At 66.8% G+C, this 25,014-nt stretch carries 28 protein-coding genes; 12 read left to right on the top strand and 16 right to left on the bottom strand.

The genetic code is table 11. The annotated features are described in order from the left end of the window. Positions 1–12: 12 nt before the first annotated feature. The 7 genes from CA237_RS06580 to CA237_RS06550 all read right to left on the bottom strand — a co-directional run bounded on the left by CA237_RS06580 (position 13) and on the right by CA237_RS06550 (position 5,769). Positions 13–225 (bottom strand): cold-shock protein, encoded by a 213-nt coding sequence (locus tag CA237_RS06580; protein ID WP_066693346.1) that lies wholly within the window; start codon positions 223–225, stop codon positions 13–15. Between the two features lie 187 nt (positions 226–412). Next, a complete protein-coding gene (locus tag CA237_RS06575; protein WP_066693344.1) occupies positions 413–823 on the bottom strand; it encodes a hypothetical protein in 411 nt (136 codons plus the stop codon). 97 nt (positions 824–920) lie between these two features. Then, positions 921–1,115, bottom strand: coding sequence for a hypothetical protein (locus CA237_RS06570; protein WP_066693339.1), 195 nt, complete (start codon positions 1,113–1,115; stop codon positions 921–923). After that, positions 1,093–1,602 (bottom strand): hypothetical protein, encoded by a 510-nt coding sequence (locus CA237_RS06565; RefSeq protein WP_232308041.1) that lies wholly within the window; start codon positions 1,600–1,602, stop codon positions 1,093–1,095. Before CA237_RS06565 ends, CA237_RS06570 begins: the two co-directional genes overlap by 23 nt. 35 nt (positions 1,603–1,637) lie before the next feature. Next, positions 1,638–4,598 (bottom strand): excinuclease ABC subunit UvrA, encoded by a 2,961-nt coding sequence (uvrA, locus tag CA237_RS06560; protein ID WP_066693336.1) that lies wholly within the window; start codon positions 4,596–4,598, stop codon positions 1,638–1,640. Continuing rightward, positions 4,595–4,966: a GCN5-related N-acetyltransferase gene (locus tag CA237_RS06555; protein ID WP_198158603.1), complete on the bottom strand. Its 372-nt coding sequence runs from the start codon at positions 4,964–4,966 to the stop codon at positions 4,595–4,597. The genes uvrA and CA237_RS06555 overlap by 4 nt, the downstream gene beginning before the upstream one ends. Next, positions 4,963–5,769 (bottom strand): DUF1206 domain-containing protein, encoded by an 807-nt coding sequence (locus CA237_RS06550; protein ID WP_066693334.1) that lies wholly within the window; start codon positions 5,767–5,769, stop codon positions 4,963–4,965. The genes CA237_RS06555 and CA237_RS06550 overlap by 4 nt, the downstream gene beginning before the upstream one ends. Before the next feature lie 82 nt (positions 5,770–5,851). Here CA237_RS06550 and CA237_RS06545 point away from each other — a divergent pair, with 82 nt between their 5' ends. Continuing rightward, positions 5,852–6,703, top strand: coding sequence for an energy transducer TonB (locus CA237_RS06545; protein WP_164523843.1), 852 nt, complete (start codon positions 5,852–5,854; stop codon positions 6,701–6,703). A gap of 4 nt (positions 6,704–6,707) precedes the next feature. On the opposite strand, the gene CA237_RS06540 is transcribed toward CA237_RS06545, so the two are convergent. Together CA237_RS06540 and CA237_RS06535 are read right to left on the bottom strand one after the other, a co-directional pair. Next, positions 6,708–7,169, bottom strand: a complete 462-nt coding sequence (locus CA237_RS06540; RefSeq protein WP_066693330.1) for a vgr related protein — start codon at positions 7,167–7,169, stop codon at positions 6,708–6,710. Positions 7,170–7,223: 54 nt separating this feature from the next. Further along, the gene (locus CA237_RS06535) at positions 7,224–7,940 is read right to left on the bottom strand and encodes a hypothetical protein (protein WP_066693328.1); all 717 of its coding nucleotides are present in this window, start codon (positions 7,938–7,940) and stop codon (positions 7,224–7,226) included. Between the two features lie 195 nt (positions 7,941–8,135). On the opposite strand from CA237_RS06535, the gene CA237_RS06530 reads away from it, so the two are divergent. Then, on the top strand, positions 8,136–9,236 hold the full coding sequence (locus tag CA237_RS06530; RefSeq protein WP_164523842.1) for a helix-turn-helix transcriptional regulator: 1,101 nt from the start codon (positions 8,136–8,138) through the stop codon (positions 9,234–9,236). A gap of 19 nt (positions 9,237–9,255) precedes the next feature. On the opposite strand, the gene CA237_RS06525 is transcribed toward CA237_RS06530, so the two are convergent. Next, a complete protein-coding gene (locus tag CA237_RS06525; protein WP_066693323.1) occupies positions 9,256–9,690 on the bottom strand; it encodes a copper chaperone PCu(A)C in 435 nt (144 codons plus the stop codon). Positions 9,691–9,845: 155 nt separating this feature from the next. Between CA237_RS06525 and dnaK the strand changes: the two genes are divergently transcribed. The 3 genes from dnaK (at position 9,846) to CA237_RS06510 (ending at position 13,639) form a co-directional block, all read left to right on the top strand. Continuing rightward, positions 9,846–11,753 (top strand): molecular chaperone DnaK, encoded by a 1,908-nt coding sequence (dnaK, locus tag CA237_RS06520; RefSeq protein ID WP_066693317.1) that lies wholly within the window; start codon positions 9,846–9,848, stop codon positions 11,751–11,753. 115 nt (positions 11,754–11,868) lie between these two features. Beyond that, entirely contained in the window at positions 11,869–12,990 is a 1,122-nt protein-coding gene (dnaJ, locus tag CA237_RS06515; protein WP_066693314.1) for a molecular chaperone DnaJ, read from the top strand. Between the two features lie 166 nt (positions 12,991–13,156). Further along, positions 13,157–13,639, top strand: coding sequence for a GNAT family N-acetyltransferase (locus CA237_RS06510; RefSeq protein ID WP_066693311.1), 483 nt, complete (start codon positions 13,157–13,159; stop codon positions 13,637–13,639). A gap of 16 nt (positions 13,640–13,655) precedes the next feature. Here CA237_RS06510 and CA237_RS06505 read toward each other — a convergent pair whose 3' ends face one another. Continuing rightward, positions 13,656–15,002 (bottom strand): methyl-accepting chemotaxis protein, encoded by a 1,347-nt coding sequence (locus tag CA237_RS06505; protein WP_066693309.1) that lies wholly within the window; start codon positions 15,000–15,002, stop codon positions 13,656–13,658. Between the two features lie 73 nt (positions 15,003–15,075). Continuing rightward, the gene (purB, locus tag CA237_RS06500; protein ID WP_066693307.1) at positions 15,076–16,386 is read right to left on the bottom strand and encodes an adenylosuccinate lyase; all 1,311 of its coding nucleotides are present in this window, start codon (positions 16,384–16,386) and stop codon (positions 15,076–15,078) included. Between the two features lie 208 nt (positions 16,387–16,594). On the opposite strand from purB, the gene CA237_RS06495 reads away from it, so the two are divergent. Beyond that, a complete protein-coding gene (locus CA237_RS06495; protein ID WP_232308040.1) occupies positions 16,595–17,071 on the top strand; it encodes an EF-hand domain-containing protein in 477 nt (158 codons plus the stop codon). Between the two features lie 56 nt (positions 17,072–17,127). Here CA237_RS06495 and CA237_RS06490 read toward each other — a convergent pair whose 3' ends face one another. Genes CA237_RS06490 through CA237_RS06475 form a run of 4 tightly spaced genes read right to left on the bottom strand, consistent with a single transcriptional unit; the run spans position 17,128 to position 19,207 of the window. After that, a complete protein-coding gene (locus tag CA237_RS06490) occupies positions 17,128–17,673 on the bottom strand; it encodes a sugar O-acetyltransferase (RefSeq protein WP_066693301.1) in 546 nt (181 codons plus the stop codon). Beyond that, on the bottom strand, positions 17,673–18,356 hold the full coding sequence (radC, locus tag CA237_RS06485) for a DNA repair protein RadC (protein ID WP_066693297.1): 684 nt from the start codon (positions 18,354–18,356) through the stop codon (positions 17,673–17,675). Before radC ends, CA237_RS06490 begins: the two co-directional genes overlap by 1 nt. A gap of 45 nt (positions 18,357–18,401) precedes the next feature. After that, entirely contained in the window at positions 18,402–18,638 is a 237-nt protein-coding gene (locus CA237_RS06480) for a helix-turn-helix transcriptional regulator (protein WP_055789866.1), read from the bottom strand. Beyond that, the gene (locus CA237_RS06475; protein WP_066693294.1) at positions 18,638–19,207 is read right to left on the bottom strand and encodes a hypothetical protein; all 570 of its coding nucleotides are present in this window, start codon (positions 19,205–19,207) and stop codon (positions 18,638–18,640) included. Before CA237_RS06475 ends, CA237_RS06480 begins: the two co-directional genes overlap by 1 nt. Positions 19,208–19,351: 144 nt before the next feature. Here CA237_RS06475 and CA237_RS06470 point away from each other — a divergent pair, with 144 nt between their 5' ends. The 6 genes from CA237_RS06470 to CA237_RS06445 all read left to right on the top strand — a co-directional run bounded on the left by CA237_RS06470 (position 19,352) and on the right by CA237_RS06445 (position 25,013). Next, positions 19,352–20,026, top strand: coding sequence for an acyloxyacyl hydrolase (locus CA237_RS06470; protein WP_126013415.1), 675 nt, complete (start codon positions 19,352–19,354; stop codon positions 20,024–20,026). After that, entirely contained in the window at positions 20,026–20,352 is a 327-nt protein-coding gene (locus CA237_RS06465; protein WP_066693291.1) for a hypothetical protein, read from the top strand. The genes CA237_RS06470 and CA237_RS06465 overlap by 1 nt, the downstream gene beginning before the upstream one ends. Before the next feature lie 97 nt (positions 20,353–20,449). Continuing rightward, positions 20,450–23,620, top strand: coding sequence for a YdbH domain-containing protein (locus CA237_RS06460; RefSeq protein WP_232308039.1), 3,171 nt, complete (start codon positions 20,450–20,452; stop codon positions 23,618–23,620). 11 nt (positions 23,621–23,631) lie between these two features. After that, positions 23,632–23,811: a YnbE family lipoprotein gene (locus CA237_RS06455; protein ID WP_198158607.1), complete on the top strand. Its 180-nt coding sequence runs from the start codon at positions 23,632–23,634 to the stop codon at positions 23,809–23,811. A gap of 3 nt (positions 23,812–23,814) precedes the next feature. Beyond that, positions 23,815–24,198, top strand: a complete 384-nt coding sequence (locus CA237_RS06450) for a YdbL family protein (protein WP_066693285.1) — start codon at positions 23,815–23,817, stop codon at positions 24,196–24,198. 494 nt (positions 24,199–24,692) lie between these two features. Then, positions 24,693–25,013, top strand: a complete 321-nt coding sequence (locus CA237_RS06445) for an AtpZ/AtpI family protein (RefSeq protein ID WP_066693404.1) — start codon at positions 24,693–24,695, stop codon at positions 25,011–25,013. Position 25,014: the final 1 nt, after the last annotated feature.

The raw sequence follows: 25,014 nt of genomic DNA, 5'->3' as shown, positions 1-25,014 counted from the left end.
GCCCCACGAAAATCAGTCTGCGGCGGTCAGGTTGACCGCGCTCACCCGGCCGCGCCGGTCTTCTTCCAGCTCATAGCCCACGCGCTGGTTCTGGTTCAGCGTGACCATGCCGGCGCGCTCGACCGCCGAAATATGGACGAAGGCGTCGGTGCCGCCATTGTCGGGGGCGATGAAGCCATAGCCCTTGTCGATGTTGAAGAATTTTACGGTGCCGAGATTGGCCATGAAGGTTCCTTCCGGAGGTTGCGGGCGCCGGAAACACCCGACCCCCGTGCCTTAGGCAGCAGGGAAAGAAGGAACTTGCCGCAAAGCAGGACACCATCGATTTGCGACTGTAGCGAAGCGGATATGGGTATCGGCCCGCCCCCGTGCAAGGGGCGGGCCGATGTCGTTCGAAACGTCGCCGGTCGGGTCAGCGGCAGCGGACGTTGTTGCGGTCGATCGCTTGGCCACCGGCTGCGCCGGCGGCACCGCCCAGCAGCGCACCCAGCAGGCCCGAACCGCCCGGCCGCAGCGCGGTGCCAAGCACGCCACCGGCGATGCCGCCGACGATCAGACCGGTCGTGCCGTCGTTGCGGCGGCAATAATAGCGGCCGTCCTGACCGACATAGACCCGGTCGTTCCGCGACAGGCGGCGTTCGCGATAGCGGCGGTCGTCGCGGTAATAGCGTGCGGCGTCATAGCCATTGTACGAGGGGTCGGGGCGATCCCAGTCGTAGCGGCCATAGCCGGCATCGGCATAGCGCGGACCGCCCATGCCGTAATCGGTGCATCCGGTAACCAGGGTAGCGGCGGCGACGAGGCCGAGGGTGAGCGCACGCATGTCGACGGATCCTTCGCTTGATATCGATCAAGCCCGAATGCCGGGGCGCGACGGAGCTTCCGAAATTATACGGGAAACGGCGGTTTCGCCGCCGGTGCTACCAGCGCCCGCCGGCGGCCTCGATCGCCGCGAGGAGCGCGCGTTTGCTGTCGGTCCGATTGCTGCCGGCGTTGCGCGGCAGCTCCGGGTTGCCAAGTGCCGCGCGGCGCTCGGCCAGCTGCTGCGCGATGTCGGCATGGCGCAGCCGGGGGCCCGGCCAGTCCTCCGCTTCAGTCGAGATCGTCGACGCCATGATCACCTGCACTTTCCTGCCGTATCCGCTGTTCAAGATAGGCGCGATCGAGAGAAGAATGAAGCCGGTACAATAACCGAGCCTGTTCGATCCGATCCGGTGCGGTGCCGGAAGCATATTGCCCCATCCGGTCCGCGATCAGGTCTTCCACGCCGAGAATGGCAAACGAGGAACCGGGCGCGAAATCGTCGATCAGCATGATCCGTTCGCGCGGAACCAGCCCGTCAAGTGGGACGCGGCCCACGACCTCGAACCCGAGCGCCAGTTCGGGATGGATCCAGCCCTGCGTCGCGTTGCCGGGCCCGCTTGGACGAATGAAGCCATGCTCCCGCAAAACCGCTTCCACCTCCTCCTGCACAGGCGAGCACAGATCGAAGTCGCCGGTGGAAACGGCGCTGCCCGACCAATATTCGACAGCCGCCCCGCCGACCAGGATCGGGCGGGGCTGACCGGTGGCGCGCAACGCCTCGCTGACCGTCGCGAACATCCGCAACGCAGCTTCGAACGGCGCTCGCCAGAGACTCACTCGGCCGCCTGTGCCCTGGGTGTCAGCAGCGGCTTGAGATATCGCCCGGTGAAGCTCCCCTCGACCGCTGCGACGGTTTCCGGCGTGCCTTCCGCCACTACACGGCCGCCCTTGACGCCGCCTTCCGGCCCCATGTCCAATATCCAGTCGGCGGTCTTGATGACGTCGAGATTATGCTCGATCACTACCACGGTGTTGCCCTGCTCGACCAACTGGTGGAGCACCTCCAGCAATTTGCGCACATCCTCGAAATGCAGGCCCGTCGTCGGTTCGTCGAGGATGTAGAGCGTGTTGCCGGTCGCGCGCCGCGCCAGTTCCTTGGCCAGCTTCACCCGCTGCGCCTCACCGCCCGACAGCGTCGTCGCCTGTTGCCCAACCTTGACGTATCCCAGCCCGACCTCGGCCAGCATCGCCATCTTGTCGCGGATCGGCGGCACCGCCTTGAAGAACTCGACCGCGTCCTCGACCGTCATGTCGAGCACATCGGCGATGCTCATCCCCTTGAACTTCACCTCCAGCGTCTCGCGATTGTACCGCGCGCCGTGGCACACGTCGCACGTCACATAGACGTCGGGCAGGAAGTGCATCTCGATCTTCAGCACGCCATCGCCCTGGCATGCCTCGCACCGGCCGCCCTTCACGTTGAAGCTGAACCGGCCGGGCTTGTAGCCGCGCGCCTGTGCTTCGGGCAGACCGGCGAACCAGTCGCGAATCTGGGTGAACGCGCCCGTATACGTCGCCGGGTTCGATCGCGGCGTACGGCCGATAGGCGACTGGTCGATGTCGATCACCTTGTCGAGATGCTGCAGCCCGGTGATCTTGTCATGCTTGCCCTGCACGATCCGGGCGCCGTTCAGGGTGCGGGCGGCGGCGGCGTAAAGTGTGTCAATCGTGAAGCTCGACTTGCCCGACCCCGACACGCCGGTGATGCAGGTGAAGGTGCCGAGCGGCAGCGACGCGGTGACACCGGTCAGGTTGTTGGCGGTGGCATTGTGCACCGTCAGCTTCTTGCCATTGCCCTTGCGCCGTTTGTCGGGCAGCGGCACCGACCGCGTGCCGTTGAGGTAATCGGCGGTGATCGATCCCTTCGACTTCAGGATCTGCTTCAGCGTTCCCTTGGCGACGACCTCGCCGCCATGGACGCCGGCGCCCGGCCCCATGTCGATGACGTAATCGGCGGTGCGGATCGCATCTTCGTCATGCTCGACCACCAGCACCGTGTTGCCGAGATCGCGCAGACGCCTGAGGGTCGCCAGCAGCATGTCGTTGTCGCGCTGGTGCAGCCCGATCGACGGTTCGTCGAGGACGTACAGCACCCCCGACAGCCCGCTGCCGATCTGCGAAGCAAGGCGGATGCGCTGGCTCTCACCACCCGACAGCGTGCCACTGGTCCGGTCGAGGTTCAGATAATCCAACCCCACATTGTTGAGGAAGCCGAGCCGCTCGACGATCTCCTTCAGGATCGACTGGGCGATCGCCTTTTGCTGGTCGTTGAAATGCTCAGGCAGCGACTGGAAAAAGGCGAGGGCATCGACCACCGACAGCCGCGTCGCGTGCGCGATGTCCTGCATCGCGACCTTGACCGCCAGCGCCTCGGGCTTCAACCGCGCGCCATGGCAGGTCTCGCAGGGCTGCGACGCCTGGTACTTCGCCAGTTCCTCGCGCATCCACGCGCTCTCGGTCGACAGCATCCGCCGGTTGAGATTGCCCAGCACGCCCTCGAACGGCTTCTTGACGTCATACGACTTCTTGCCGTCGATGAAGGTCAGCGTCACCGGCTTGCCGGCGGTGCCGTGCAGGATCACGCGCTGCGCTTCCTCGGGCAGGTCCTTCCATGCCGCGTCGAGCGAGAAGCCATAGGCCTTCGCCAGCGATCCGAGCACCTGCATGTAATAGGGGGAGGGCGGGTTGGACTTCGCCCACGGCACCACCGCGCCTTTCTTGATCGACAGTTCGTGGTTGGGGACGATCAGGTCCTCGTCGAACTCCAGCCGTTCGCCAAGACCATCGCACGCCGGGCAAGCACCCTGCGGCGCGTTGAAGCTGAAGAGGCGCGGTTCGATCTCGCTGATCGTAAATCCGCTGACCGGGCAGGCGAATTTTTCGGAGAACACGATGCGGTTGTCGGGGATGCCGGCGCCCTTCAGCTTGCCGGTCTGCGGCGCTGCCTCGGTCGCGCGGTCGCCCTGTTCGCTGTCCAGCGGCGGATTGCCCGACTGCGCCTGCGCCACCGTCGTATCGACCAGGTCGACATAGGCGAGGCCATCGGCGAGCTTCAGCGCGGTCTCGAAACTCTCGGCCAGACGCGTCGCGGCATCGGCGTTCACCACCAGCCGGTCGACGACGATCTCGATGTCGTGCTTGAACTTCTTGTCGAGCGCCGGCGCGTCCTCGATCAGATGGACTTCGCCGTTCACCCGCACGCGCTGGAACCCGGCCTTCTGCCATTCGGCCAGTTCCTTGCGATACTCGCCCTTGCGCCCGCGCACGACCGGCGCGAGCAGCAGCAGCCGCGTACCTTCGGGCAGCGCCAGCACCCGGTCGACCATCTGGCTGACGGTCTGCGCGCTGATCGGCAGGCCGGTGGCGGGGGAATAGGGCACGCCGACCCGCGCCCACAGCAGGCGCATATAGTCGTAGATTTCGGTGACCGTCGCGACCGTCGATCGCGGGTTGCGGCTGGTCGTCTTCTGCTCGATCGAGATCGCCGGCGACAGCCCTTCGATATGCTCGACATTGGGCTTCTGCATCAGTTCGAGGAACTGCCGCGCATAGGCCGACAGCGATTCGACATAGCGCCGCTGCCCTTCGGCATAGATGGTGTCGAAGGCGAGGGACGACTTGCCCGAACCCGACAGGCCGGTGATGACCGTCAGCGTATCGCGCGGGATGTCGATATCGACGCCCTTGAGGTTATGCTCCCGCGCACCGCGGACGGAGATATGGGTCAGGCTCATGCGGTCCGTTCTATCTTCGTTCTTTTGGATTGGCTAGGGCGAGAGATGGGGGTGCCTCGTCCCGGTTTCGAGGGGGCCTTGCCGCGCCATTCCAGCGAGCGTCGGTTGAGGTCGGGCAGATCGGCATCGCCCGTCAGCGCCTGTTCTCCCAACGCCACCGCCTGCGCGAGGGCGGCCGGATCGGCATGGGCATAAGCCGGACGTCCGGCGACATGATCATACCATTGCCCGCCGAATGCATTGTCGAGCAGGATGCGCTGGAAACAATGGTCGGCCACCACCGGCCATCCGCGCTCCCGCGCCACCGCCGGCAGCTCGCGCCGGGTCAGGTCGAGCCAGCGCGCCTCCAGCACCTCACGCCCGGTCATGCCGGCAACCGCACCTGCAACCGGCGCCAGCGCGCCTCGACGAAGCTGAACGCCCCGAACGCGATGAAGCCGATGCCGATCGCGCTGAGCAACAACTGTCCGCCCGCCTGCCGCTGCATGAGTGCCATGCCGCTCGCCATGCCGCCGGCTTCGTCGGCATCCGCCGCCCATGCCGCGGCGACGAACAGGAACGCGATCGCCGCGAACACCGCTGCCCGCGCGCCATAGCCGATGCGACCCATGGTACAGACATAGTCGGGCACCGGCGTTCCACCCGACAGGGTGCGGGCGAACTCGCCGGTCCATGCCTTTTTCGCCTGCTGGACCGCCGCCGCCAGCAGGCCGATGGCGACCAGTGCCACCAGCAACCGTCCGCCCGGCTGATCGAGCATCCATGCCGTCCAGTCATGGGCGCTCTCCTCGCCGCCGACACGGCCGGTCGCCCGCGCGCTGTGCAGGGAGAGGCGCGCGGCGGTCCATGCCAGCACGACATGGGCGATCCCGCTGACCGCATGGCCGGCGCGACGGAATGCGCCCTTGGCGTCATTGTCCTGCGCTTCGGGATCGAACAGCGCCTCGGTCAGCCGCCACAGCGCATAGCCGGCCAGCCCCGCCGCCATCGCCGCCAGCAGCCATTCGCCAAACGGTTCGTCGGCCAGGCTGGCGATGGCACCCTGATTGTCGCCGGCCTTGCCGCCGCGCAGCGCGGCGTCGATCGCGAACCAGCCGACGATGCAATAGACGATACCGCGCGCCGCGAATCCGAGGCGGGCGAGCAGGGTGGCGCCTTTGCGCGTCGACATGGGGGCAGGCTTTCAAAATCGTTGCGCGATGCCAACAGCTTGCCGGCCAGAGGGTTCCGATAGTTGCGAGCGGGCAATGCCCATGGCACCGTGCAGGCAGGGGCAATGCGGGGCAATGCGGGGCAATGCGATGAAGGCGATCATGCTGGCGGCGATACTGGCGGGGCAGGGCGGTGCGGCGGATGTGCCGCCGCTCAAGCCGGCATCGGCATGGAGCGTCAACTATGCCGAGGATATGTGTGTCCTCAGTCGCGATTATGGCGATGCGGGCAACCGCGTCAGCGTGTTGTTCCGGCCTACGCCGTTCAACGACCGTGTACAGACGGTGCTGGTCGGTGATCGAAAACAGTTGGGATATTCGCCGCGGGTCAAGGTTCAGATCGATGGTCGCGCGGGGAAGGGCGTGTTCGATGGTGACGGACAGCGTACGTCCTTGCCGAAGGGGCGAAACATGGGGATCACCTTCGATCTGCCGCGCGATACCGTCACCGACTTTGCAGGAACGGAGCCGGTGGGCTTCGCCTTATCAGGTGGGAAGCCGTTTCGCGTGAACCTTTCGCTGTCGCGTGCCGCATTGACCGCGCTACGCAAGTGCGAAACCGATCTGATGCAGAGTTGGGGTTTCGACGTCGGCGCGGTCGATACTGCGCCGGTGCTGCCGGCACGGGCCCAGCGCGATCCGTCGATGTGGCTGTCAAACAGCGATTTTCCGCGTCAGCTGCTGGGCGCGAACGCGAACGTTACCGTCGCCTGGATCATCACGAAGGAGGGGGGCATTCGCAATTGTCGTGTCGTCCGCTCGTCCGGCAATGCAACGTTCGATGCGATCCCGTGCGAAGCGCTGGCGCGACGCGCGCGCTACACGCCGGCACGCGACGCGAACGGGCATCCGGTCGAAACGCTGTCGTCGCGCGTCATCCGTTTCAAGTCCTGACGCCTTAACCCCGCCCGAACGGTAGCAGCGCTTCGTACACTTCCAGTGGCGGCTTGTCCTTCATTGCCACGCCCTGTCGCAACAGAAAGGCGTGGCGGACGATTTCCGCCTGCTGTTCGATGCCATACGCTTCGAACGGTTTTCCCGGCACGACGGTGTAGCGATAGGTGCAGAAGGGATGTCGCATGAGAGGCAGCCAGTAGCGCCCGCGATGTTGCGTCTGGTGGATGTGCATCATCTCGTGCAGGAACAGCGCGGCCAGATCGCGCCCGGCAGCGGCGAAGTCGTCGCGGTACAACGTGCCCCGTGGGTGGAAATGGATGCAGCCGGTCGGCGCCATCGCGACCTGTCTGGGCTGAAAGAACGCCCATTTCGCATTCGCCACTCGCGCCTGCTGATAATCGATCGTGTCGCCGAACATCGTGCGGGCTAGCTCGGTCTCGGCGGGGGTCAGCGGACGGCGCATGCGGCCGACATGGTGGTGCGGCCCGCGCGGTTAAAGGCGCGGGCCGTTGAGGCTTCAGAAACGATAGCCGATCGCGACTTGCAGGACCGGATAGACCTTCACCTTGTCGACATCGTCCTGCAGCGAGCGGCGCTCGGCTTCCAGGTCCGCGCGCAGGGTCGGGTCGTTGCGCTTTTGGCCGGTGGCGGTCAGCGGATCGATCTTGAACGCGCCCTGGAACAGCACGCCGGCATCGAAGCCGAACATGAACCCGCGGCGGTTGCTGCCCGCCCAGCCCAGGGTCAGCATCGGCGAGAATTTGCGCGGGGCGGCGCGGGCGCTCAGCGTGCCGATGTCGCGCGGCTGATATTCGTTGCCGTTGATCTCTACCGCGACATTGGGCGTGGCGGTCAGGCCGATTTCGTTGTTGTTGATACGCGCCCCGCCCGACACGCGAAAATTGCCGCCGAACGGATAGGCGTCCACCGTCGCCCCGAACGAGTTCAGCTTGACCTTGCCATCGAAGCTGACGTCCTCCGGTTCGAACGAGGCGTTGACGGTCAGGAAGCTCGCGCCGCCGCGGATGCCGACATGGTCCGAAATGCGCCAGCCGATTTCCGGCCCGATGCCGAGCGTCCCGGCCGCTACCGCCACCGCATAGGTCGATTGCGGATCGCCGTCGGTCGCGGCCGACGCGGGCGGTTCGGAAACCGGACCGGCGGCGGTCTGCGCGGCTGCGGGCAGCGCAAGGAAAAGAGTGCCGGCAAGCGCGCCGGCCCGTGAAATACGCATGATGTCCCCCTCAGAACGGATGGTGCGGCCCCCGGTGCGTCGCACACCCTTGCCGCGCTGCACCTATGTCGATGCCGCACCGCACGGACATCATTCAAATGCGGTATGGCCATGCGCCTCTCGAGAATTTATCCGTTCGGTCGGCCCCGTCCGGTGGGACGGACGGCGTCGTGCTGCAGGGGCGAAGGGGGATCGGTGGACGTCGCCGACATCGTCGAACGGTTCCGCAGGGCGGCGTTCGGCCTGGAGGACTGGCAGGACGCGCTGGCCGGTTTTGCCGGGGCGACCGACGCGCGCGTGGTCCACCTGATCGGCATGGATCGATCGGGGGCCGTCGCGTTCGACCTGATCCGGGGGGTGACGCCCGACATGGTCGACACCTTCGTGCGCGAAGGCGGGTTGAGCCGCCACACCAATCCGCGCACCGGGGTGGCGATCGATGGTCCGATGCTGAGGACGGTGTTCGACGATGCGCTGTTGAGCCGGCACGAACGCGACGCCCTGCCGATCTATCGCAACCTGTTCGACCGCGCCGATGCGGGCTTTGCCGCGCTGACCCGCCTGCGCGTGCCGGGGTGCGATGCGATCCTGTCCTTGCTGCGGCCACGATCGTTCCTCGATTCGGCGGACCGCGAGGCGCACATCATCGATGCGGCCGCGCCGGCCCTGTCCGACATCATGGCCCAGGCGGTGGCGCTGGGGGCCGGGCTCGACCGCACGGTTCGCGAAACCGCCGAGCTGCTGGAGCAGCGCGTGCTCCTCCTCGATGGCGACCGACGCATGGTGCAGATGTCGCCGGGGTGCGAGGCGTGGCTGGCGCCGGCCGGGCCGTTGACCATGCGCGGCGGCCGGATCCATGCCCGCGATGCGGCGACCGATCGGGCGCTGTCGCTCGCCATCGCGCAGGCGCTCGATCCGCTACAGGCGCTCCGCCCCGGACGGCGGGTCGTGCTGCGCATGCCGGGCAGCGACGGCCATGACGAGGGCGAGCGGTTGATCCTGACGGTCCGTGCGGCACCGCGACGCCCCTCGGGACCGCTTGCCCGCGCCCGAGTGATGCTGTCCGCGAAGACCGCCGCGGCGCCCTCGGCGGAGTTGTTCGCCGACCTGTTCGGCCTGACTCCGGCCGAGGCGCAGGTCGCGGTCCTGCTGGCGGTGGGGCATGACAGTGCCGCCATCGCCCGGTTGCGCGGATGCAGTGTCGCCACCGTCCGCACGCAGGTCATGGCGCTGCTGAACAAGACCGGCACCCATCGGCAGGGTGAGCTTGTCGCGAGGCTGCGCGGGGCCTGCTGAGCCGCCGCCGCACCCGGCGTCAGGGTGCCGGATCGCCCGCGCCGACCAGCTTTGCGTCGACGGTGACGTCCTCCCACCGTTCGAAGCGGAAGGTCAGGGGTATCGTGCCGCCGGGGCGCAGGTCGCCCTTCAGGTCGAACAGCATGACATGCGTTCCGCCCGGTCGCAGCAGGATGCGGTGGTCGCCGCCGAACGACAGGCTTTGCAACGGCCGCATCGATGCCATGCCGCCATGGCCCGTCATGCTCTCGTGCAGCTCGCTGCGACCCGCCGCCGGAGTCGTGACGCCCGTCACACGGTCGGCCGTCGATCCGCGCGACACGATCGCATAGGCGGCGGCGGGGCGTCCGGGCACGGCGGGCAGGCGGACCCACGCATCCTCGACCCGCGGCGGGTTCTGGCATCCCGTCAGCGCGCCTGCCGCTGCTGCCAGCGCGATCCACCGTGTCTTCATGCGCACGCTCCTGTCCCGATACGGTTCCCTATGCCGCGCATAATCTTGCGGCAAGCCGAACCCTGCCTATATCCGCCCTCGGAACGACCCGGACGGCACTACCCCGTGCCACCGGGTCCAGGTTTTACATTCAACCCGGGGGCCAATGAGGGACCATGGCTAAAGTTATCGGTATCGATCTGGGCACGACCAACAGCTGCGTCGCGGTGATGGAGGGCGGTAGCCCCAAGGTCATCGAAAATGCGGAAGGCGCGCGGACCACGCCGTCGATCGTGGCGTTCGCAAAGGATGGCGAGCGCCTGATCGGCCAGCCGGCCAAGCGTCAGGCCGTCACCAACGGCGACAACACGATCTTCGCGGTGAAGCGCCTGATCGGCCGCCGCTTCGACGATCCGGTCACCAAGAAGGATACCGAACTGGTTCCCTACACCATTGCGCGCGGCCCGAACGGCGACGCGTGGGTGAAGGCGGGCGGTGAGGAATATTCGCCGTCGCAGATCAGCGCGTTCATCCTGCAGAAGATGAAGGAAACCGCCGAATCGTATCTCGGCGAGACGGTAACCCAGGCGGTCATCACCGTCCCCGCCTACTTCAACGATGCCCAGCGTCAGGCGACCAAGGACGCCGGCAAGATCGCCGGTCTCGAAGTCCTGCGCATCATCAACGAACCGACGGCGGCGGCGCTCGCCTACGGCCTCGACAAGGACAATAACAAGACCATCGCGGTCTATGACCTTGGCGGCGGCACGTTCGACATCTCGGTTCTCGAGATCGGCGACGGCGTGTTCGAGGTGAAGGCGACCAACGGCGACACCTTCCTGGGCGGCGAAGACTTCGACGCGAAGATTGTCCAGTTCCTGGCCGACGAGTTCAAGAAGGTCGAAGGCATCGACCTGACCAAGGACAAGCTGGCGCTCCAGCGTCTGAAGGAAGCCGCCGAAAAGGCGAAGATCGAGCTGTCGTCGGCGCAGACCACCGAAGTCAACCTGCCGTTCATCACGGCGGACGCTACGGGCCCGAAGCACCTCGTCAAGTCGATCAGCCGTGCCGACCTCGAGCGTCTGGTCGAAGACCTCGTCAAGCGCACGCTCGAGCCGTGCAAGAAGGCGCTGGCCGATGCCGGTGTGCAGGCGAGCGCGATCGATGAGGTCGTGCTGGTCGGCGGCATGACCCGCATGCCGCGCGTCCGCGAGGTCGTGAAGCAGTTCTTCGGCAAGGAACCGCACACCGGCGTGAACCCCGACGAAGTCGTGGCGATCGGTGCCGCGATCCAGGCCGGCGTGCTGCAGGGTGACGTGAAGGACGTGCTGCTGCTCGACGTGACCCCGCTGTCGCTGGGCATCGAGACGCTGGGCGGCATCATGACCCGCATGATCGACCGCAACACGACTATCCCGACCAAGAAGTCGCAGGTCTATTCGACCGCCGACGACAATCAGGGTGCGGTGACGATCCGCGTGTTCCAGGGCGAGCGCGAAATGGCCGCCGACAACAAGATGCTGGGCCAGTTCGACCTCGTCGGCATCCCGCCTGCGCCGCGCGGCGTGCCGCAGATCGAGGTCACGTTCGACATCGACGCCAATGGCATCGTCAACGTGTCGGCCAAGGACAAGGGCACGGGCAAGGAGCAGCAGATCCGCATCCAGGCCTCGGGCGGCCTGTCGGACAGCGACATCGACCAGATGGTCCGCGACGCCGAGCAGTTCGCCGAAGAGGACAAGAAGCGTCGTGCCGGTGCCGAGGCGAAGAACAACGCCGAATCGCTGATCCACACGACCGAGCGTCAGCTGGCCGACAATGGCGACAAGGTCGATGCGTCGCTGAAGTCCGAGATCGAAGCCGCGGTCGCCGAGACCAAGGCGGCGGTCGAGAGCGGCGATGCCGATCGCATGACCGAAAAGAGCCAGGCGCTGGCGCAGGTCGCGATGAAGCTCGGCCAGGCGATCTACGAAAAGCAGCAGCAGAGCGAAGCCGCCCCGGCGGCCGATGCCCAGCCGGAGAACAAGGCCGACGACGTGGTCGATGCCGAATTCTCGGAAGTCGACGACAGCCACAAGGCGTGATGACTGCTCCCTCTCCCCCTCGGGGGAGAGGGCCGGGGAGAGGGGGCGTCGCAGGTGACTGCCCCTCTCCCAACCCTCTCCCCGCCAGCGGGGAGAGGGCTTTTGGGGTTTTCGAATGACCACCGAAGTCGATTTCTACGAACTGCTCGAATGCGAGCGCACCGCGGATGCGGGGACGATCAAGTCGGCCTATCGCAAGCTCGCGATCAAATATCACCCCGACAAGAATGCCGGGTGCAAGGATTCCGAGGCGAAGTTCAAGGCGATCAACGAAGCCTATGACTGCCTGAAGGACCCGCAGAAGCGCGCGGCCTATGACCGCTACGGCCATGCCGCCTTTCGTCAGGGTGCGGGCGGGCCGGGCGGCGGCGCGCAGGATTTCGGCGGCTTTTCCGACATTTTCGAAAGCGTCTTCGGCGAATTCATGGGCGGCGGCCGGCAAGGGCGTGCCGGACCCCGTCGCGGTGCCGACCTGCGCTACGACATGGAGATTTCGCTGGAGGAGGCCTATCACGGCCACCAGACCGAGATCACGGTCGATGTATCGACGTCCTGCGCCCCGTGCGGCGGCAGCGGCGCGTCGCCGGGGACCAAGGCGCGGACCTGTCACACCTGCAACGGGCAGGGCAAGGTCCGGGCGCAGCAGGGCTTTTTCGTCGTCGAGCGCGCCTGCCCGACCTGCCACGGCGCGGGACAGGTCATCAGCGACCCATGCCCGGTGTGCAATGGCGAGGGCCGGGTCGACCAGACCAAGACGCTGCAGGTCAATATCCCGCCTGGCGTCGACGAAGGCACGCGCATCCGCCTGACCGGTGAGGGCGAAGCGGGCGCACGCGGTGCGCCGGCGGGCGACCTCTACATCTTCCTGCACGTGAAACGCCACGCGCTGTTCGAACGCGAGGGCACCGCGCTGCATGCTCGCGCGCCGATCAGCTTTACGACGGCGGCGCTGGGCGGGACGATCGAAATCCCCGGCCTCGACGGACAGAAGCACAGCATCCGCGTGCCGGCCGGCATCCAGTCGGGCAAGGAACTGCGGCAGCGCGGCGCGGGCATGCCCGTGCTGCAGGGGCGCGGCCATGGCGACATGGTCATCCATATCGAGGTGGAGACCCCGACCCGCCTGTCGGCGCGGCAGAAGGAACTGCTCGAAGCGTTCCGCGAGACCGAGACCGGCGAGGAATGTCCGGAATCGATGGGCTTCTTCAGCCGGTTGAAGACCGCGCTCGGCGGGTAAGGGACAGGTCGTCCGCTTCCATCGTCATCCCGGCGAAGGCCGGGATCCATTGTGTCGGGTGTTCGCGAACGATACGCGACGTTCCGCCGTCAATGGATCCCGGCCTTCGCCGGGATGACGATGGAATGTGATACGACACTGCGACCCAACCAAGGATCAAGCGACCATGACCGCCCAGTGGCGCCTCGCCACCGCCGCCGACGCGCCCGATATCGCCATGCTCGCGCGTGCCGAACTGGGCGCCTATGGCGAGGCGGCGGACCTGTACGCCGAACGCATCGCGCTCAGTCCCGAAGGCTGTTGGGTGCTGGCGGACGGTGATGCGCTGATCGGCCACTGCATCAGCCATCCCTGGCACCGGCTCGCGCCGCCGACGATGCACGCATTGCTCGGCAACCTGCCGCCCAGCGCCGATTGCTGGTACCTCCACGACGTCGTCGTCGCACCCGCCGCACGCGGTACGAAGGCGGTCGAGCGCCTGCTGCCGATCCTCGACGCCATTGCCGCGCAGCGAGCGATCCCCGTCCTCGCGCTGATCGCGGTCGGCGGGGCCGATGCCTATTGGGTGCGCCAGGGGTTCATCGCGGCACCGGGCGGCGCGGCCGGTTTCGGTGCCGGCGCGGTGTACATGGAGCGACCGGTCGGCTGACCGGCTTCCCCGGCCGTCAGCGTCGGCCGCCCGCCACCATCCGGAGCGGCGCGCTGTACGTGCCCCGCAGGTCGGCCCGGCCTATCCGGAATACCGCGACGGCATCGTTCAGCCGCGCCGCTTCGTCGGCCAGGCTGCGCGCGGCGGCGGTCGTTTCCTCGACCATCGCCGCATTATGCTGGGTGATGCTGTCCATTTCGCCGACCGCGATATTGATCTGGCCCAGCGTATCGGCCTGCTGGCGGGCCGAAGTGGCGATATTGCCGATCAGCGAGCGGATACGGTCCATCTGTTCGGTAATGCGCTTCAACGCGACACCGGTGTTCGCCACCAGTTCCACGCCCCGGTCGACCTGTGCAGTGGAGGCGCTGACCCGCGCCTTGACGTCCTTCGCCGCCTCGGCCGATCGCTGCGCCAGCGCGCGGACTTCGGAGGCGACGACCGCGAAGCCCTTGCCCGCATCCCCGGCGCGCGCCGCCTCGACCCCGGCGTTCAGTGCCAGCAGGTTCGTCTGAAACGCGATGCCGTCGATGACGGCAATGATGTCGCCGATCTCCTTCGACGCGCGCTCGATGCCGCCCATTGCCTGCGTCGTGTCCTCGACGACGCTGACGGAGCTTTGCGCATCGCGATGGGTGTCGGCGACGATCGATTCGGTCGTTTCGACCAGCGTGGCGGCTTCGCGCACATTCTGGGTAATTTCCTGGATCGCCGCCGCCGATTCCTCGAGACTTGCTGCCTGGCGTTCGGTGCGGCCCGACAGATCGTCCGATGCCTGGCGGATATCGCTGCACCCGTTGTGCAGCGCCGCCGCAACCGAGGTCACTTCGGCCATCGACTGTGCCATCGTGTCGGCGGCGGTGTTGAAGCTCGCCCGCAGCGGTTCGAACTCGGCGCTGAACGGCGTGTCGAGCCGGACGTTCAGGTCCCCCGCCGCGAGCGACGACAGCCCCTGGGTCAGCGCATCGACGACGCGCCCGGTATTGGTCAGGTCCTGAATTTGGACCAGCACCGCATCGGCGGCCTCGTCGGCGATCGGGATCAGCGTGACGAGCATGCGCACCTCGTCGGCACCGCGCATATTGTACCATTCGAACCGGGCGTGACCGTCGCGGATCGCCTGTTGCACGCGTTCGCCGACATGTTCGATGCTCGGCCGTCCGTCGCCCTGCGTCGCGCGTGAGAATACGACCGGGTTCTGGCCGATGATGTCGCGGCGCGGCAGCCCGTACACCTGTTCCGCCGCCGGATTGCATTCGACGAACGCGCCGCCTTTCAGCAGCAGGACGGCGTCGGGCGAATGGCGGTACATCGCCATCGCGGTGCGGGTTTCGAGATCGGTTGTGGAGCGACGGAAGATCATGCGCGCTTCTACCGGCGCGGCGTTAATATTATACTATTGTCCCGCCGGGTCGGTACCCGGCGGGACCATGTGATCACGCCTGTCCGAACACCCGGGCGAAGATCGTGTCGACATGCTTGTAGTGGTAATCGAGGTCGAACCGGCTCTCGATCTCTTCCGCCGACAATGCAGCGGCAACGTCCGGATCGGCCTTCAACAGTTCGAGCAGCGACAGCGCGCCGTCCGATTCCCACACCTTCATCGCGTTGCGCTGGACATAGCGATACGAATCTTCGCGGCTCACCCCGGCCTGGGTCAGTGCCAGCAGCACGCGCTGCGAATGGACGAGGCCGCCCATCTTGTTGAGGTTCTTTTCCATCCGCGTCGGATAGACGACCAGCTTGTCGATCACGCCGGTCAGGCGGGCGAGCGCGAAGTCGAGCGTGATCGTCGCGTCGGGGCCGATATAGCGCTCGACCGACGAGTGGCTGATATCGCGCTCATGCCACAGCGCGACGTTTTCCAACGCGGGCGTCACATAGCCGCGAACCATGCGGGCGAGGCCGGTCAGGTTCTCGGTCAGCACCGGGTTGCGCTTGTGCGGCATCGCCGACGACCCCTTCTGGCCCGGCGAGAAATATTCCTCGGCCTCCAGCACTTCGGTGCGCTGCAGATGACGGATTTCGGTCGCCAGCCGCTCGATCGACCCGGCGATCACGCCCAGCGTGGCGAAGTACATCGCATGGCGGTCGCGCGGGATGACCTGGGTCGACACCGGTTCGACGGTGAGGCCCATCTTCTGCGCGACATGTTCCTCGACGCGCGGGTCGATGTTGGCAAAGGTGCCGACCGCGCCCGAAATCGCGCAGGTCGCGACTTCGGCGCGGGCATTGCGCAGGCGGGTGCGGCAGCGGTCGAACTCGGCATAGGCTTGCGCCAGCTTCAGGCCGAAGGTGACCGGCTCGGCATGGATGCCATGGCTGCGGCCGATGGTCGGGGTCAGCTTGTGCTCGCGCGCGCGGCGTTCGATCACCTCGAGCAGCTTGTCGAGATCGGCGAGCAGGATGTCGGACGCGCGCGCCAGCTGCACCGCAAGGCAGGTGTCGAGCACGTCCGAACTGGTCATGCCCTGATGCAGGAAGCGCGCCTCCGGCCCGGTCCGCTCCGATACGTGCGTCAGGAAGGCGATGACGTCATGCTTGGTCTCCGCCTCGATCGTGTCGATCCGTTCGACGTCGAAATCGGCGTCGTTCATCGCCCAGATCTTCTCGGCGGCTTCCTTCGGCACCACGCCCAGTTCGGCCAGCGCGTCGGTCGCGTGCGCCTCGATCTCGAACCAGATGCGGAATCGGGCCTGGGGCTGCCACAGGGCGGTCATTTCGGGGCGGGAGTAGCGGGGAATCATGGCGGGCCTTTCCAAACGGGCGAACGGTTGGCCGCGCCCTAGCAACAAGTCGCGGACGAATCGAGCCTGTCATGCGATAGAAGAGTAGCGAAGGGGCTTCAATCGAAACCGAAACGACCTAAGTTGGTTGGATCATCGCATAGTCGTCATCAAGTCTTTGTGGCGATAGCATGAAGTTCCGAACCAATCCGAAAGGAGTAATTCGATGATGAAGCGTATTCTTCTCGCCAGTGCCGTTCTGATGTCGACCCCGGCATTTGCCCAGGACGCCGCGCCGGCGCAAACGACTGCTCCAGTAACGCAGGCGGCGCCCGCCGCGCCGGCGACAACTCCGGCTGATCCGTCGGTTGCCGCTACGCAGGCGGCTCCGGCTACCCAGCCCGACCCCGCGACGCAGACCGCGCAGACGACGGCGGAGGCCGGCCAGCCCGCCAGCGGCACCCAGATCGCCCAGATCGTCGAGGCCGAATTCCCGAAATACGACAAGGACGGGAAGGGCCAGCTGACCGAAAAGCAGTTCGGCGAATGGATGGTCGCCCTGCGATCGGCCAGCGAACCCGGCGTGACTGCCGACAAGCCCGAGGTGAAGAGCTGGGTCAAGCAGGCCTTCGCCCAGGCGGACAAGGACAAGTCCAAGGCGGTGAGCAAGGCGGAGCTGACCAGCTTCCTGACCCAGAGCGCCTGATCGCCATCCAGAGCTGATATCGATGCGACCGCCGGGAGCGACCCGGCGGTCGCTTCTTATCGCACGCGCGCCGGATTCCCCACGACCGTCGCCCCCGCCGGCACATCGCGCGTCACCACCGATCCCGCGCCGATCAGAGCATCGTCGCCGACCGTGACACCCGGCAGGAGAATCGCGCCGCCGCCGATCCACACATTGCGCCCGATCGTCACCGGCCGCCCGAATTCCAGCATCTGCGCCCGCACCGCCGGGTCGCGCGGATGATCGGCCGCGAGGATCTGCACGCCCGGCCCGATCTGAGTCTTGTCGCCGATGGTGACCGCGCACACGTCGAGGATGACGCAGCCATAGTTCAGGAACACATCTTCGCCGACGGTGATGTTGTAGCCATAATCGATGTGGAAGGGCGGGCGGATGGTCACGCCGGTCCCGACGCACGCCAACCCTTCGCGCAGCAGCGCCGCGCGGGCATCGGCCGCCATCGCGATCGACGCGTTGTAGCGGTCCATCCACGCCGCCGCGCGCGCCACGTCGGCGACTAGTTCGGCGTCGCCGGCATGATACAGCTCGCCGGCGATCATCTTTTCCTTTTCGGTACGCATCAGAACATTCCCTTGGCGCGCAGGCTCGTATGCCCCTTGGCACCGATGATGAGGTGGTCGTGGACGGTGATGCCGAGCGGCTTGCCCGCCGCGGCGATGGTGCGGGTCAGGTCGATGTCCGCGCGGCTGGGGCTATGGTCGCCGCTCGGATGGTTGTGGACGAGGATCAGCGCCGCCGACCCCAGGTCCAGCGCCCGGCGGATCACCTCGCGGGTATAGATCGGCGCCTCGTCGATCGTCCCTTCCGCCACCAGTTCGTCGCGAATCAGCAGGTTGCGGCTGTTGAGGTGCAGCACGCGGATACGCTCGACCGCCAGATGCGCCATGTCGGCGTGAAGATAGTCGAGCAGCGCTTGCCAGTTCGACAGCACCGGGCGTTCCGCCACCTGCGCCTGCAACATCCGCGTCGCCGCGGCCTGCGCGATGCGGATCGCCGCCACCGCGCTGTCGCCCATGCCCGACACCTTGCCCAGCGCCAGCGGATCGGCGGCCAGCAGTCCGCCGATCCCGCCGAATTCATGCAGCAACGTCTTCGCCAGCGGCTTGGTATCGCGCCGGGGGATCGCCAGCGTCAGCAGATATTCGATCAGTTCATGGTCGAGCAGCGCCGCGCCGCCATGCTCCAGCAACCGCCCGCGCAGGCGCGCACGGTGGCCGGTGCCGTCGGTCTCTGGCGTGGTCATGGGCGTTTGCCTAGCGGATCGTGGTGCAGGGGGCGAGGGGGCGGATCACTCCTCGCCCCCGGCGCGCAGGTCGTCGTCGGACGGGGTGTAGTCGAGAATATCGCCCGGCGTGCAGTCGAGATAACGGCAGATCGCGGCCAGCGTCGCGAAGCGCACTCCCTTCACCTTGCCCGATTTCAGCAGCGACAGATTCGATTCGGTGATCCCGATCGCCTCGGCCAGTTCCTTCGACCGTACTTTCCGCCGGGCAAGCATCACGTCGAGATTGACGACGACCGGCATCAGACGAAATCGGCCAGTTCGCGCTCGGCCCGAAAGCCCGCCTCCAATGCCCAGATCGTGGCATAGGCGGCAAACGCCAGCATCAGGAGCAGCAAGGTTGTCTCCACCATTATAGGCGAGGCGATTGTCTCCGGCTGGCCAAAACCATTGGCTAGCAACAGGCTTTGAGCGATGGGCGCGATGACGCGCGTACAGGCCAGCACGATCGCGGCGCGCGATGCCCGCCGTAACCATGGCAGCGCGTCGACTAGGGCATTGCGCCGCTTCTGCCCAAGGCGTCGCAGCGCCATACCAACCGCAAACAACAGAACCGCCATCGGTCCGTGTTGCAGCAGCGTGACAGCGGCCAGTCCGATGCGGATGCCGGGCATTGCCGCCCATGTGTCGAAACGATGGCGGGCCGCCGGATCGCGGTCCAATTTGGCCAGCGTTTCGTCGGGCAGCAGGTTCGCCGCATCAGCGCCGGCGCGGCAGCCTTGTTGGGAATCGCAATTCCAATACGGTCCCGGTGCCGCCGCTGCGACCAGCGTTATTACCCCGAGCAAGGCACCAATCACGAGAAACAGCATGCCGATCCCACGGCAGACCCGCGCTTTCTTCCGCGGTAACGAATATCCGTCTAACACAAGATACTTTCTGTTTTACAGCAATTATTGTCGATGATACAGCATCGGCAACGGCTAAGCGACTGCCGTTTGCGGGAAGGGGTTCATATGATTCGGTTGGAAAAGGGCGTCCTGGGCGCAGTGTTGGCGCTCGCCTCGACGACGGCGATGGCGCAGGAGGGGCCGGAACCAATGCCGCCCCGCGAGCAGGCCGAGATCGCGGTCGGCGTCCTGCGGCACGGCGCCAACTTCCACCCGCTCGGCAGCAAGCTGATCTTCGACCTGCCCGCATTGCCGGCCGGCCAGATTTACGAGGGCGAGGAGGAGAACGGCACGGTCGACGTGCAGATCGCCTATCGCACCGCGCCGCTGCGCATCCTCCTGAAACCCCGCCTGACGGCGAAGGTGCAGATCAACACCGCCGGGCGCACCAGCTTCTTCAGCGTCGGGGCGGAGTGGCGCCAGCATATCCTGCGCGGCTGGGTCTATGGGCAGGCGGGGATCGGCGCGACGGTCATCGACGGCTACAGCTTTACCCCTGATCCGTTCCAGCCCGGCATCTCGAACGAAGAGGCTTGGCGGCGCTACGACATCTATCGCCGCCGGACCTCGTTCGGGTCGAAAATCCTGTTCAATCCCAACGCGTCGATCGGGGTGCGGGTCGACCGGCGCTGGGCGGTCGAACTGGCCTGGGAACATCACAGCCATCGCCAGATATTTTCCGATACCAATCCTGGCATCGACCATGTCGGTATCCGCGTCGTGCGGCGGCTGGGGCGGTGATGCTCGCCGTCCTCGCCGCCGCCCTGCTGTCGGCACAGGCCGCACCGCCTGCGTCTCCGTCCGATGATGAGATCGTCGTCACCGGCGAACGCCCGCGCAATTTTCGGATCGTCACGAAACGCGACCGTCGTGCGGGCATCACCCGTTGCACGCTGAAGCCGCCCAGCGGCGACCCACTGCTCGATACGGGCATCTGCCAGGCATATCTCGCCTGCGTACCGACGGTGCGGACCGGGCCGGAAATGGAGGCGTGCATGCGGCCTCCGATGGGACGGGAGGTGAAGGCGTGGCAGGAACGGCGCAAGGCGGCGATGGCGACGCGCTGAGCCGCGCGCAACTTCCGTTGCGCTGCCGGAACCGTTTGCCGCCTCTCGCGCTTGACCCGGATGGCGCCCATGCGCGACGAACGAGGCGAACAGCGGAGTGACGGGTCTGGGCGGTGACGACGAGGAGGCGGTGGAGACCGTAGCGTCGCCGCGTCGCCATGGCCGCAAACGGCGCCGCTTCGCGCAGGTGCTGCTCGTCGTGTGCGGCATCGTGCTGCTGCTCGCGGCGCTGGTATGGACGCAGCGCCGGCCGATCGCCGACAATCTGGTCCGCCGCGAACTGGAAAAGCGCGGGGTCGCCGCGCGCTACCGCGTGGCGCAGATCGGGCTGGGGCGGCAACGGCTGGTCGATGTCGTACTGGGCGATCCCAGGGCGCCCGACCTGATCGCCGACTGGATCGAGGTCGATACCGAGGTCGGGCTGAACGGCGCCAAGGTCGTCGGCGCACGCGTCGGGCAGGCGCGGTTGCGCGCGACGCTTCGTCCTGACGGCACGGTGTCGTTCGGACAGATCGACCGGTTGCTCCCGCCGCCGTCGGGCAAGCCGTTCGCGCTGCCCGATTTTACCGTCGCGGTCGACGATGGCCGCATCCGGCTCGCCACGCCCTATGGCGTGATCGGTGCGAAGCTGGCCGGGCGCGGCAATCTTGCGAACGACTTTACCGGGAGGCTGGCGGCGGTGGCGGAGCGGCTGTCGCTCAATGGCTGCGGGATCGATCGGCTCGCCGCGAACCTGTCGCTGCGGACGGCGACTGGCGGCCCATCCCTGTCCGGTCCGATCCGGGCCCAGGCCGCCGCCTGCGGCGACGTACGGCTGGTCGGACCGGTCGTGCAGGCGGAGGCGCAACTCTCGCCCGGGTTCGATCGGTGGCGCGGGCGGGCCGAGGTCGCCGCCGAGCGGATCGCTGCGCCGCAAACGCGGGTCGCCGCGCTGTCGGGCACGATCGGCTTCGACGGTCGGGCGCAGGGAACGACGGGCACGCTCGACCTCACCTCGGGTGATTTCGTCCTGCCGGACCTTGCGGGGCAGGCGTTGTCGATCGCCGGGCGTTATGCAGTGGGCGGCGTGCCTGCGTTCGAGGGGCGGATCGGCGCGCGAGGCGCACGGCTTTCCCCCGCGATGGTCGCGCGGATCGCCGGTAGCGCGGATGCCGCCGCGGGTACACCGGTTGCTCCACTGGCGACCGCCGCGATGCGCGCGGCGGCCCGCGCCGCACAGCGTTTCGACCTGTCGGCGGAGGTTGCCGCGCGCCCGCTGGCTGCGCGAATCGACCGGCTGGCCTTCGTTGCGGCCAGCGGTGCGCGCGCCACGCTGCGCGACGGACCGGTCCACTGGGTGTCGGGCAAGGGCGTGACGCTCAACGGCACGCTGGCGATGGGCGGTGGCGGGCTGCCGGCCGCCAGCATCCGCCTGACCCATGCCGGACCGGGATCGCCGGTGAACGGCACCGCGACCATCGCCCCCTATGCGGCAGGCGATGCGCGGCTGGCGCTGTCGCCGGTGCGCTTCCGTGCCGATGGCGACGGCGCGACCCGTATCGAAACCCGTGCCGAACTGTCGGGACCGTTCAGCGGCGGGCGGATCGATCGCCTCGCGCTGCCGATCGATGCGCGGTGGGACGGGGGCGGGCGGCTGGTGGTGAATACCGGCTGCGTGCCGGTCGCGTTCGACCGGTTGCGGGTGTCCGCGCTGACGCTCGACCCCGCACGGCTACAGCTCTGCGCGAGTGATGGCGGCATGGTCCGGCTGGCGAACGGGCGGGTCGGTGGGGGTGTCGCGACCGGCGCGACGCGGCTGACCGGCACGCTGGGCGGGACTCCGATCACGCTGGCGGCGGCGGGCGGGCGGTTCGGCCTTGGCGATCTCGGCTTTGCGCTGAGCGATGTGAAGACCCGGCTGGGCAGCCCGGAGCGCGTCAGCGTCCTCGACCTCGGCTCGCTCACCGGCCGCGTCGCCAACGGGGTCGTCGCGGGCACATTCGAACGCGGCGAGGGGCAGATCGGCAATGTCCCGCTGCTGATTCGCGAGGCGGCGGGCGACTGGAGGCTGGCGGGCGGCGTCCTTTCGCTCGATGGCGATGTCGCCGTGCGCGACGCCGATCCGCAGCCGCGATTCGAACCGCTGCGCAGCGACGATTTCAAACTGACGCTCAGCGGAAACGACATTCGCGCCGGGGGCACGCTGAAGCACCCGGCCAAGGGGGTGAAGGTCACCGACGTCGCCATCGTCCACGACCTCGCCACCGGGCGCGGCAATGCCGTGCTGGCGGTGCCGGGCATCACCTTTGGCGATTCGTTCCAGCCGAACGAACTGACCCGGCTGACCTTCGGGGTCGTCGCCGATGTGAAGGGGACGGTGTCTGGCCGCGGCGACATTGCGTGGAGCCCCGACGGCGTTACCTCGACGGGCACCTTCCGCACCGACGATACCGATCTTGCCGCCGCCTTCGGTCCGGTAACGGGCCTTGCCGGCGAGATCCGCTTCACCGACCTGCTGGGCCTCGTCACCGCGCCGGGGCAGGTGGCGACGATCGCCGAGGTCAATCCGGGCATCGCGGTGACCGACGGTGTGGTCCGCTATCGCCTGATCGAAGGGATGCGCGTTCAGATCGAAGGGGGCCGCTGGCCGCTGGGCGGTGGCGAGATGGTGCTGGAGCCGACCATCCTCGACTTTGCCGAGGATCAGGAACGCCGGATGACCTTCCGCGTGACTGGCGTCGATGGCGGGCTGTTCCTGCAGCAGTTCGAATTCGACAATCTCAATGCATCGGGCGTGTTCGACGGCGTGCTGCCGATGATCTTCGACGCGCGGGGCGGCCGGATCGAAGGGGGTAGGCTGCAGTCGCGCGGCGGCGGCAACCTGTCCTATGTGGGTGAGGTCACGAAGGAGGATGTCGGCTTCTGGGGCAATCTCGCCTTCCAGGCGCTGAAATCGATGAACTATCGCCGCCTGACGATCGAGCTGGACGGGCCGCTGGCAGGCGAGATGCTGACCGCGATCCGTTTCGCGGGGGTCAGCCAGGGGGAGGGGACGTACAGTAATTTCCTGATCCGTCGCCTCGCCAAACTACCGCTCGTCTTCAACGTGCGGATCAGGGCGCCCTTCCGCCAGCTGATCGATTCGGTGCAGAATTACTACGACCCGAAACGGCTGATCGAACGCAACCTGCCCGCGCTCCAGGCCGAACAGCGCCGCCGCGAACAGGGCTTGCCACCGGCGCCGCTCGACACCACCATTCAGCCCTCCGAAAGCGAGACTGTGCCATGACGCGAACCGTGATGCTGTTGCGAGCCTTGGTGATCGGCGTGCCCGCATGTGCCGCGGGCGGGTGCGTCAACGTGTCCGCGCCGGACAAGCCGATCGTCATCAACTTGAACATCAACATCACGCAGGAAGTGGTGTATCGTCTCGACGGCGAGGCGAAGACCCTCATCCAGGACAATCCGGGGATTTTCTGAACCATGCATGCTTACGTCAAATACGGCCTCGCCGCAGCCGCCTTCGTCGCGGTCGCGGGACTTGCCGGCACCGCATGGGCGCAGCGCGACCCCGCCTACCAGGCCGCGCGTGCGGCAGGGCAGGTCGGCGAGCAGCCTGACGGCTATCTGGGCGTCGTCGGCGGCGGCACGGCCGAGCTGCGCGCGCTGGTTGCCAACATCAACATCCAGCGCAAGGCGGCTTATACCCGCGGTGCACAGTCGGGCGCGACCGTCGAACAGTTCGCGTTCGTGTCGGGCTGCAACCTGATCGCGCAGACCAAGCCGGGCGAGAAGTACAAGACGCCGGGCGGTAGCTGGGAAACGCGTGGTAACGGTCCGCCCGAACGCGACCCGCGCTGCGTGTGAGGGATTGAAAAAAGGCGCATCATGCGCTATTTCGATCATGCGGTATCTGACTTCAGTGATACACCTCCAGACCCCGGTCGTGCCAGCGGCCGGGGTCTTCTACGTTACGGGGCCGGCTGCCAGGCCGACCCCGTCCCGCCGCTACTTCGAGCGGGCGACCTCGATGATTTTCAGCACCAGGGTCGCGAAAGCCACCATCAGCATAATTACGCCGATGATGACGGTTGCGGTATCGTTGTTCAGCTCAATCACCTCCTTTGCGGCCGATGTGTCGACCGCAAGGCTGGTGTAGTCATATTCCCGGGGCAGCCAAGCAAATGAACGGGTAGCGATGCTCTCTGCCCCCTTGGCGCCGCTTCGTTCATCGTCCCGAAAGGTTTCCGCGCGAACGCTATGGTTGACTCGAAACCGTCACCTTCCTAAAGCGCGCCTGCCTTGGCGGGCTCGCCATCCGGCGCATATCCGGCCCGACCGAAAGGTCATGGGAGGGGATGATGGCGGAGAACGAGCCCGGACTAGACCCCTTGCCCGAAGATCCCCGGATCACCTCGCTCGACGCGCGGCTGAACCAGGCGAAAAAGGACGAGGCGATCCGGACCGGCCAGGCGCGCGACGAAGCGGGGGACAAAAACTACCGCCTCGGCAACCGCGTGCTGGCCGAACTGGTGGGCGGAATGGTCGGGGGGGCGGTGATCGGGGGGACCCTCGACTATCTGCTCGGCACCTCGCCATGGCTCCTGCTCGTGCTGCTCTCCCTCGGGATCGTCAGTGCGTTCAGGAATATCATCAGGATTTCGAACCGGCGTCCGGACTGAC

Origin of the sequence: Sphingomonas sp. ABOLH, from assembly GCF_003951715.1 — a bacterium.
Taxonomy (GTDB): domain Bacteria; phylum Pseudomonadota; class Alphaproteobacteria; order Sphingomonadales; family Sphingomonadaceae; genus Sphingomonas; species Sphingomonas hankookensis_A.
This window is presented reverse-complemented; position numbering and strand designations above follow the sequence as displayed.

What these genes read in the sequence shown, in the direction of transcription:
- CA237_RS06580 (WP_066693346.1), bottom strand. Translation starts at nt 225, where the DNA reads ATGGCCAATCTCGGCACCGTAAAATTCTTCAACATCGACAAGGGCTAT.
- CA237_RS06575 (WP_066693344.1), bottom strand. Translation starts at nt 823, where the DNA reads ATGCGTGCGCTCACCCTCGGCCTCGTCGCCGCCGCTACCCTGGTTACC.
- CA237_RS06570 (WP_066693339.1), bottom strand. Translation starts at nt 1,115, where the DNA reads ATGGCGTCGACGATCTCGACTGAAGCGGAGGACTGGCCGGGCCCCCGG.
- CA237_RS06565 (WP_232308041.1), bottom strand. Translation starts at nt 1,602, where the DNA reads ATGTTCGCGACGGTCAGCGAGGCGTTGCGCGCCACCGGTCAGCCCCGC.
- uvrA (WP_066693336.1), bottom strand. Translation starts at nt 4,598, where the DNA reads ATGAGCCTGACCCATATCTCCGTCCGCGGTGCGCGGGAGCATAACCTC.
- CA237_RS06555 (WP_198158603.1), bottom strand. Translation starts at nt 4,966, where the DNA reads ATGACCGGGCGTGAGGTGCTGGAGGCGCGCTGGCTCGACCTGACCCGG.
- CA237_RS06550 (WP_066693334.1), bottom strand. Translation starts at nt 5,769, where the DNA reads ATGTCGACGCGCAAAGGCGCCACCCTGCTCGCCCGCCTCGGATTCGCG.
- CA237_RS06545 (WP_164523843.1), top strand. Translation starts at nt 5,852, where the DNA reads ATGGCACCGTGCAGGCAGGGGCAATGCGGGGCAATGCGGGGCAATGCG.
- CA237_RS06540 (WP_066693330.1), bottom strand. Translation starts at nt 7,169, where the DNA reads ATGCGCCGTCCGCTGACCCCCGCCGAGACCGAGCTAGCCCGCACGATG.
- CA237_RS06535 (WP_066693328.1), bottom strand. Translation starts at nt 7,940, where the DNA reads ATGCGTATTTCACGGGCCGGCGCGCTTGCCGGCACTCTTTTCCTTGCG.
- CA237_RS06525 (WP_066693323.1), bottom strand. Translation starts at nt 9,690, where the DNA reads ATGAAGACACGGTGGATCGCGCTGGCAGCAGCGGCAGGCGCGCTGACG.
- dnaK (WP_066693317.1), top strand. Translation starts at nt 9,846, where the DNA reads ATGGCTAAAGTTATCGGTATCGATCTGGGCACGACCAACAGCTGCGTC.
- dnaJ (WP_066693314.1), top strand. Translation starts at nt 11,869, where the DNA reads ATGACCACCGAAGTCGATTTCTACGAACTGCTCGAATGCGAGCGCACC.
- CA237_RS06510 (WP_066693311.1), top strand. Translation starts at nt 13,157, where the DNA reads ATGACCGCCCAGTGGCGCCTCGCCACCGCCGCCGACGCGCCCGATATC.
- CA237_RS06505 (WP_066693309.1), bottom strand. Translation starts at nt 15,002, where the DNA reads ATGATCTTCCGTCGCTCCACAACCGATCTCGAAACCCGCACCGCGATG.
- purB (WP_066693307.1), bottom strand. Translation starts at nt 16,386, where the DNA reads ATGATTCCCCGCTACTCCCGCCCCGAAATGACCGCCCTGTGGCAGCCC.
- CA237_RS06495 (WP_232308040.1), top strand. Translation starts at nt 16,595, where the DNA reads ATGAAGCGTATTCTTCTCGCCAGTGCCGTTCTGATGTCGACCCCGGCA.
- CA237_RS06490 (WP_066693301.1), bottom strand. Translation starts at nt 17,673, where the DNA reads ATGCGTACCGAAAAGGAAAAGATGATCGCCGGCGAGCTGTATCATGCC.
- radC (WP_066693297.1), bottom strand. Translation starts at nt 18,356, where the DNA reads ATGACCACGCCAGAGACCGACGGCACCGGCCACCGTGCGCGCCTGCGC.
- CA237_RS06480 (WP_055789866.1), bottom strand. Translation starts at nt 18,638, where the DNA reads ATGCCGGTCGTCGTCAATCTCGACGTGATGCTTGCCCGGCGGAAAGTA.
- CA237_RS06475 (WP_066693294.1), bottom strand. Translation starts at nt 19,207, where the DNA reads ATGCTGTTTCTCGTGATTGGTGCCTTGCTCGGGGTAATAACGCTGGTC.
- CA237_RS06470 (WP_126013415.1), top strand. Translation starts at nt 19,352, where the DNA reads ATGATTCGGTTGGAAAAGGGCGTCCTGGGCGCAGTGTTGGCGCTCGCC.
- CA237_RS06465 (WP_066693291.1), top strand. Translation starts at nt 20,026, where the DNA reads ATGCTCGCCGTCCTCGCCGCCGCCCTGCTGTCGGCACAGGCCGCACCG.
- CA237_RS06455 (WP_198158607.1), top strand. Translation starts at nt 23,632, where the DNA reads ATGCTGTTGCGAGCCTTGGTGATCGGCGTGCCCGCATGTGCCGCGGGC.
- CA237_RS06450 (WP_066693285.1), top strand. Translation starts at nt 23,815, where the DNA reads ATGCATGCTTACGTCAAATACGGCCTCGCCGCAGCCGCCTTCGTCGCG.
- CA237_RS06445 (WP_066693404.1), top strand. Translation starts at nt 24,693, where the DNA reads ATGGCGGAGAACGAGCCCGGACTAGACCCCTTGCCCGAAGATCCCCGG.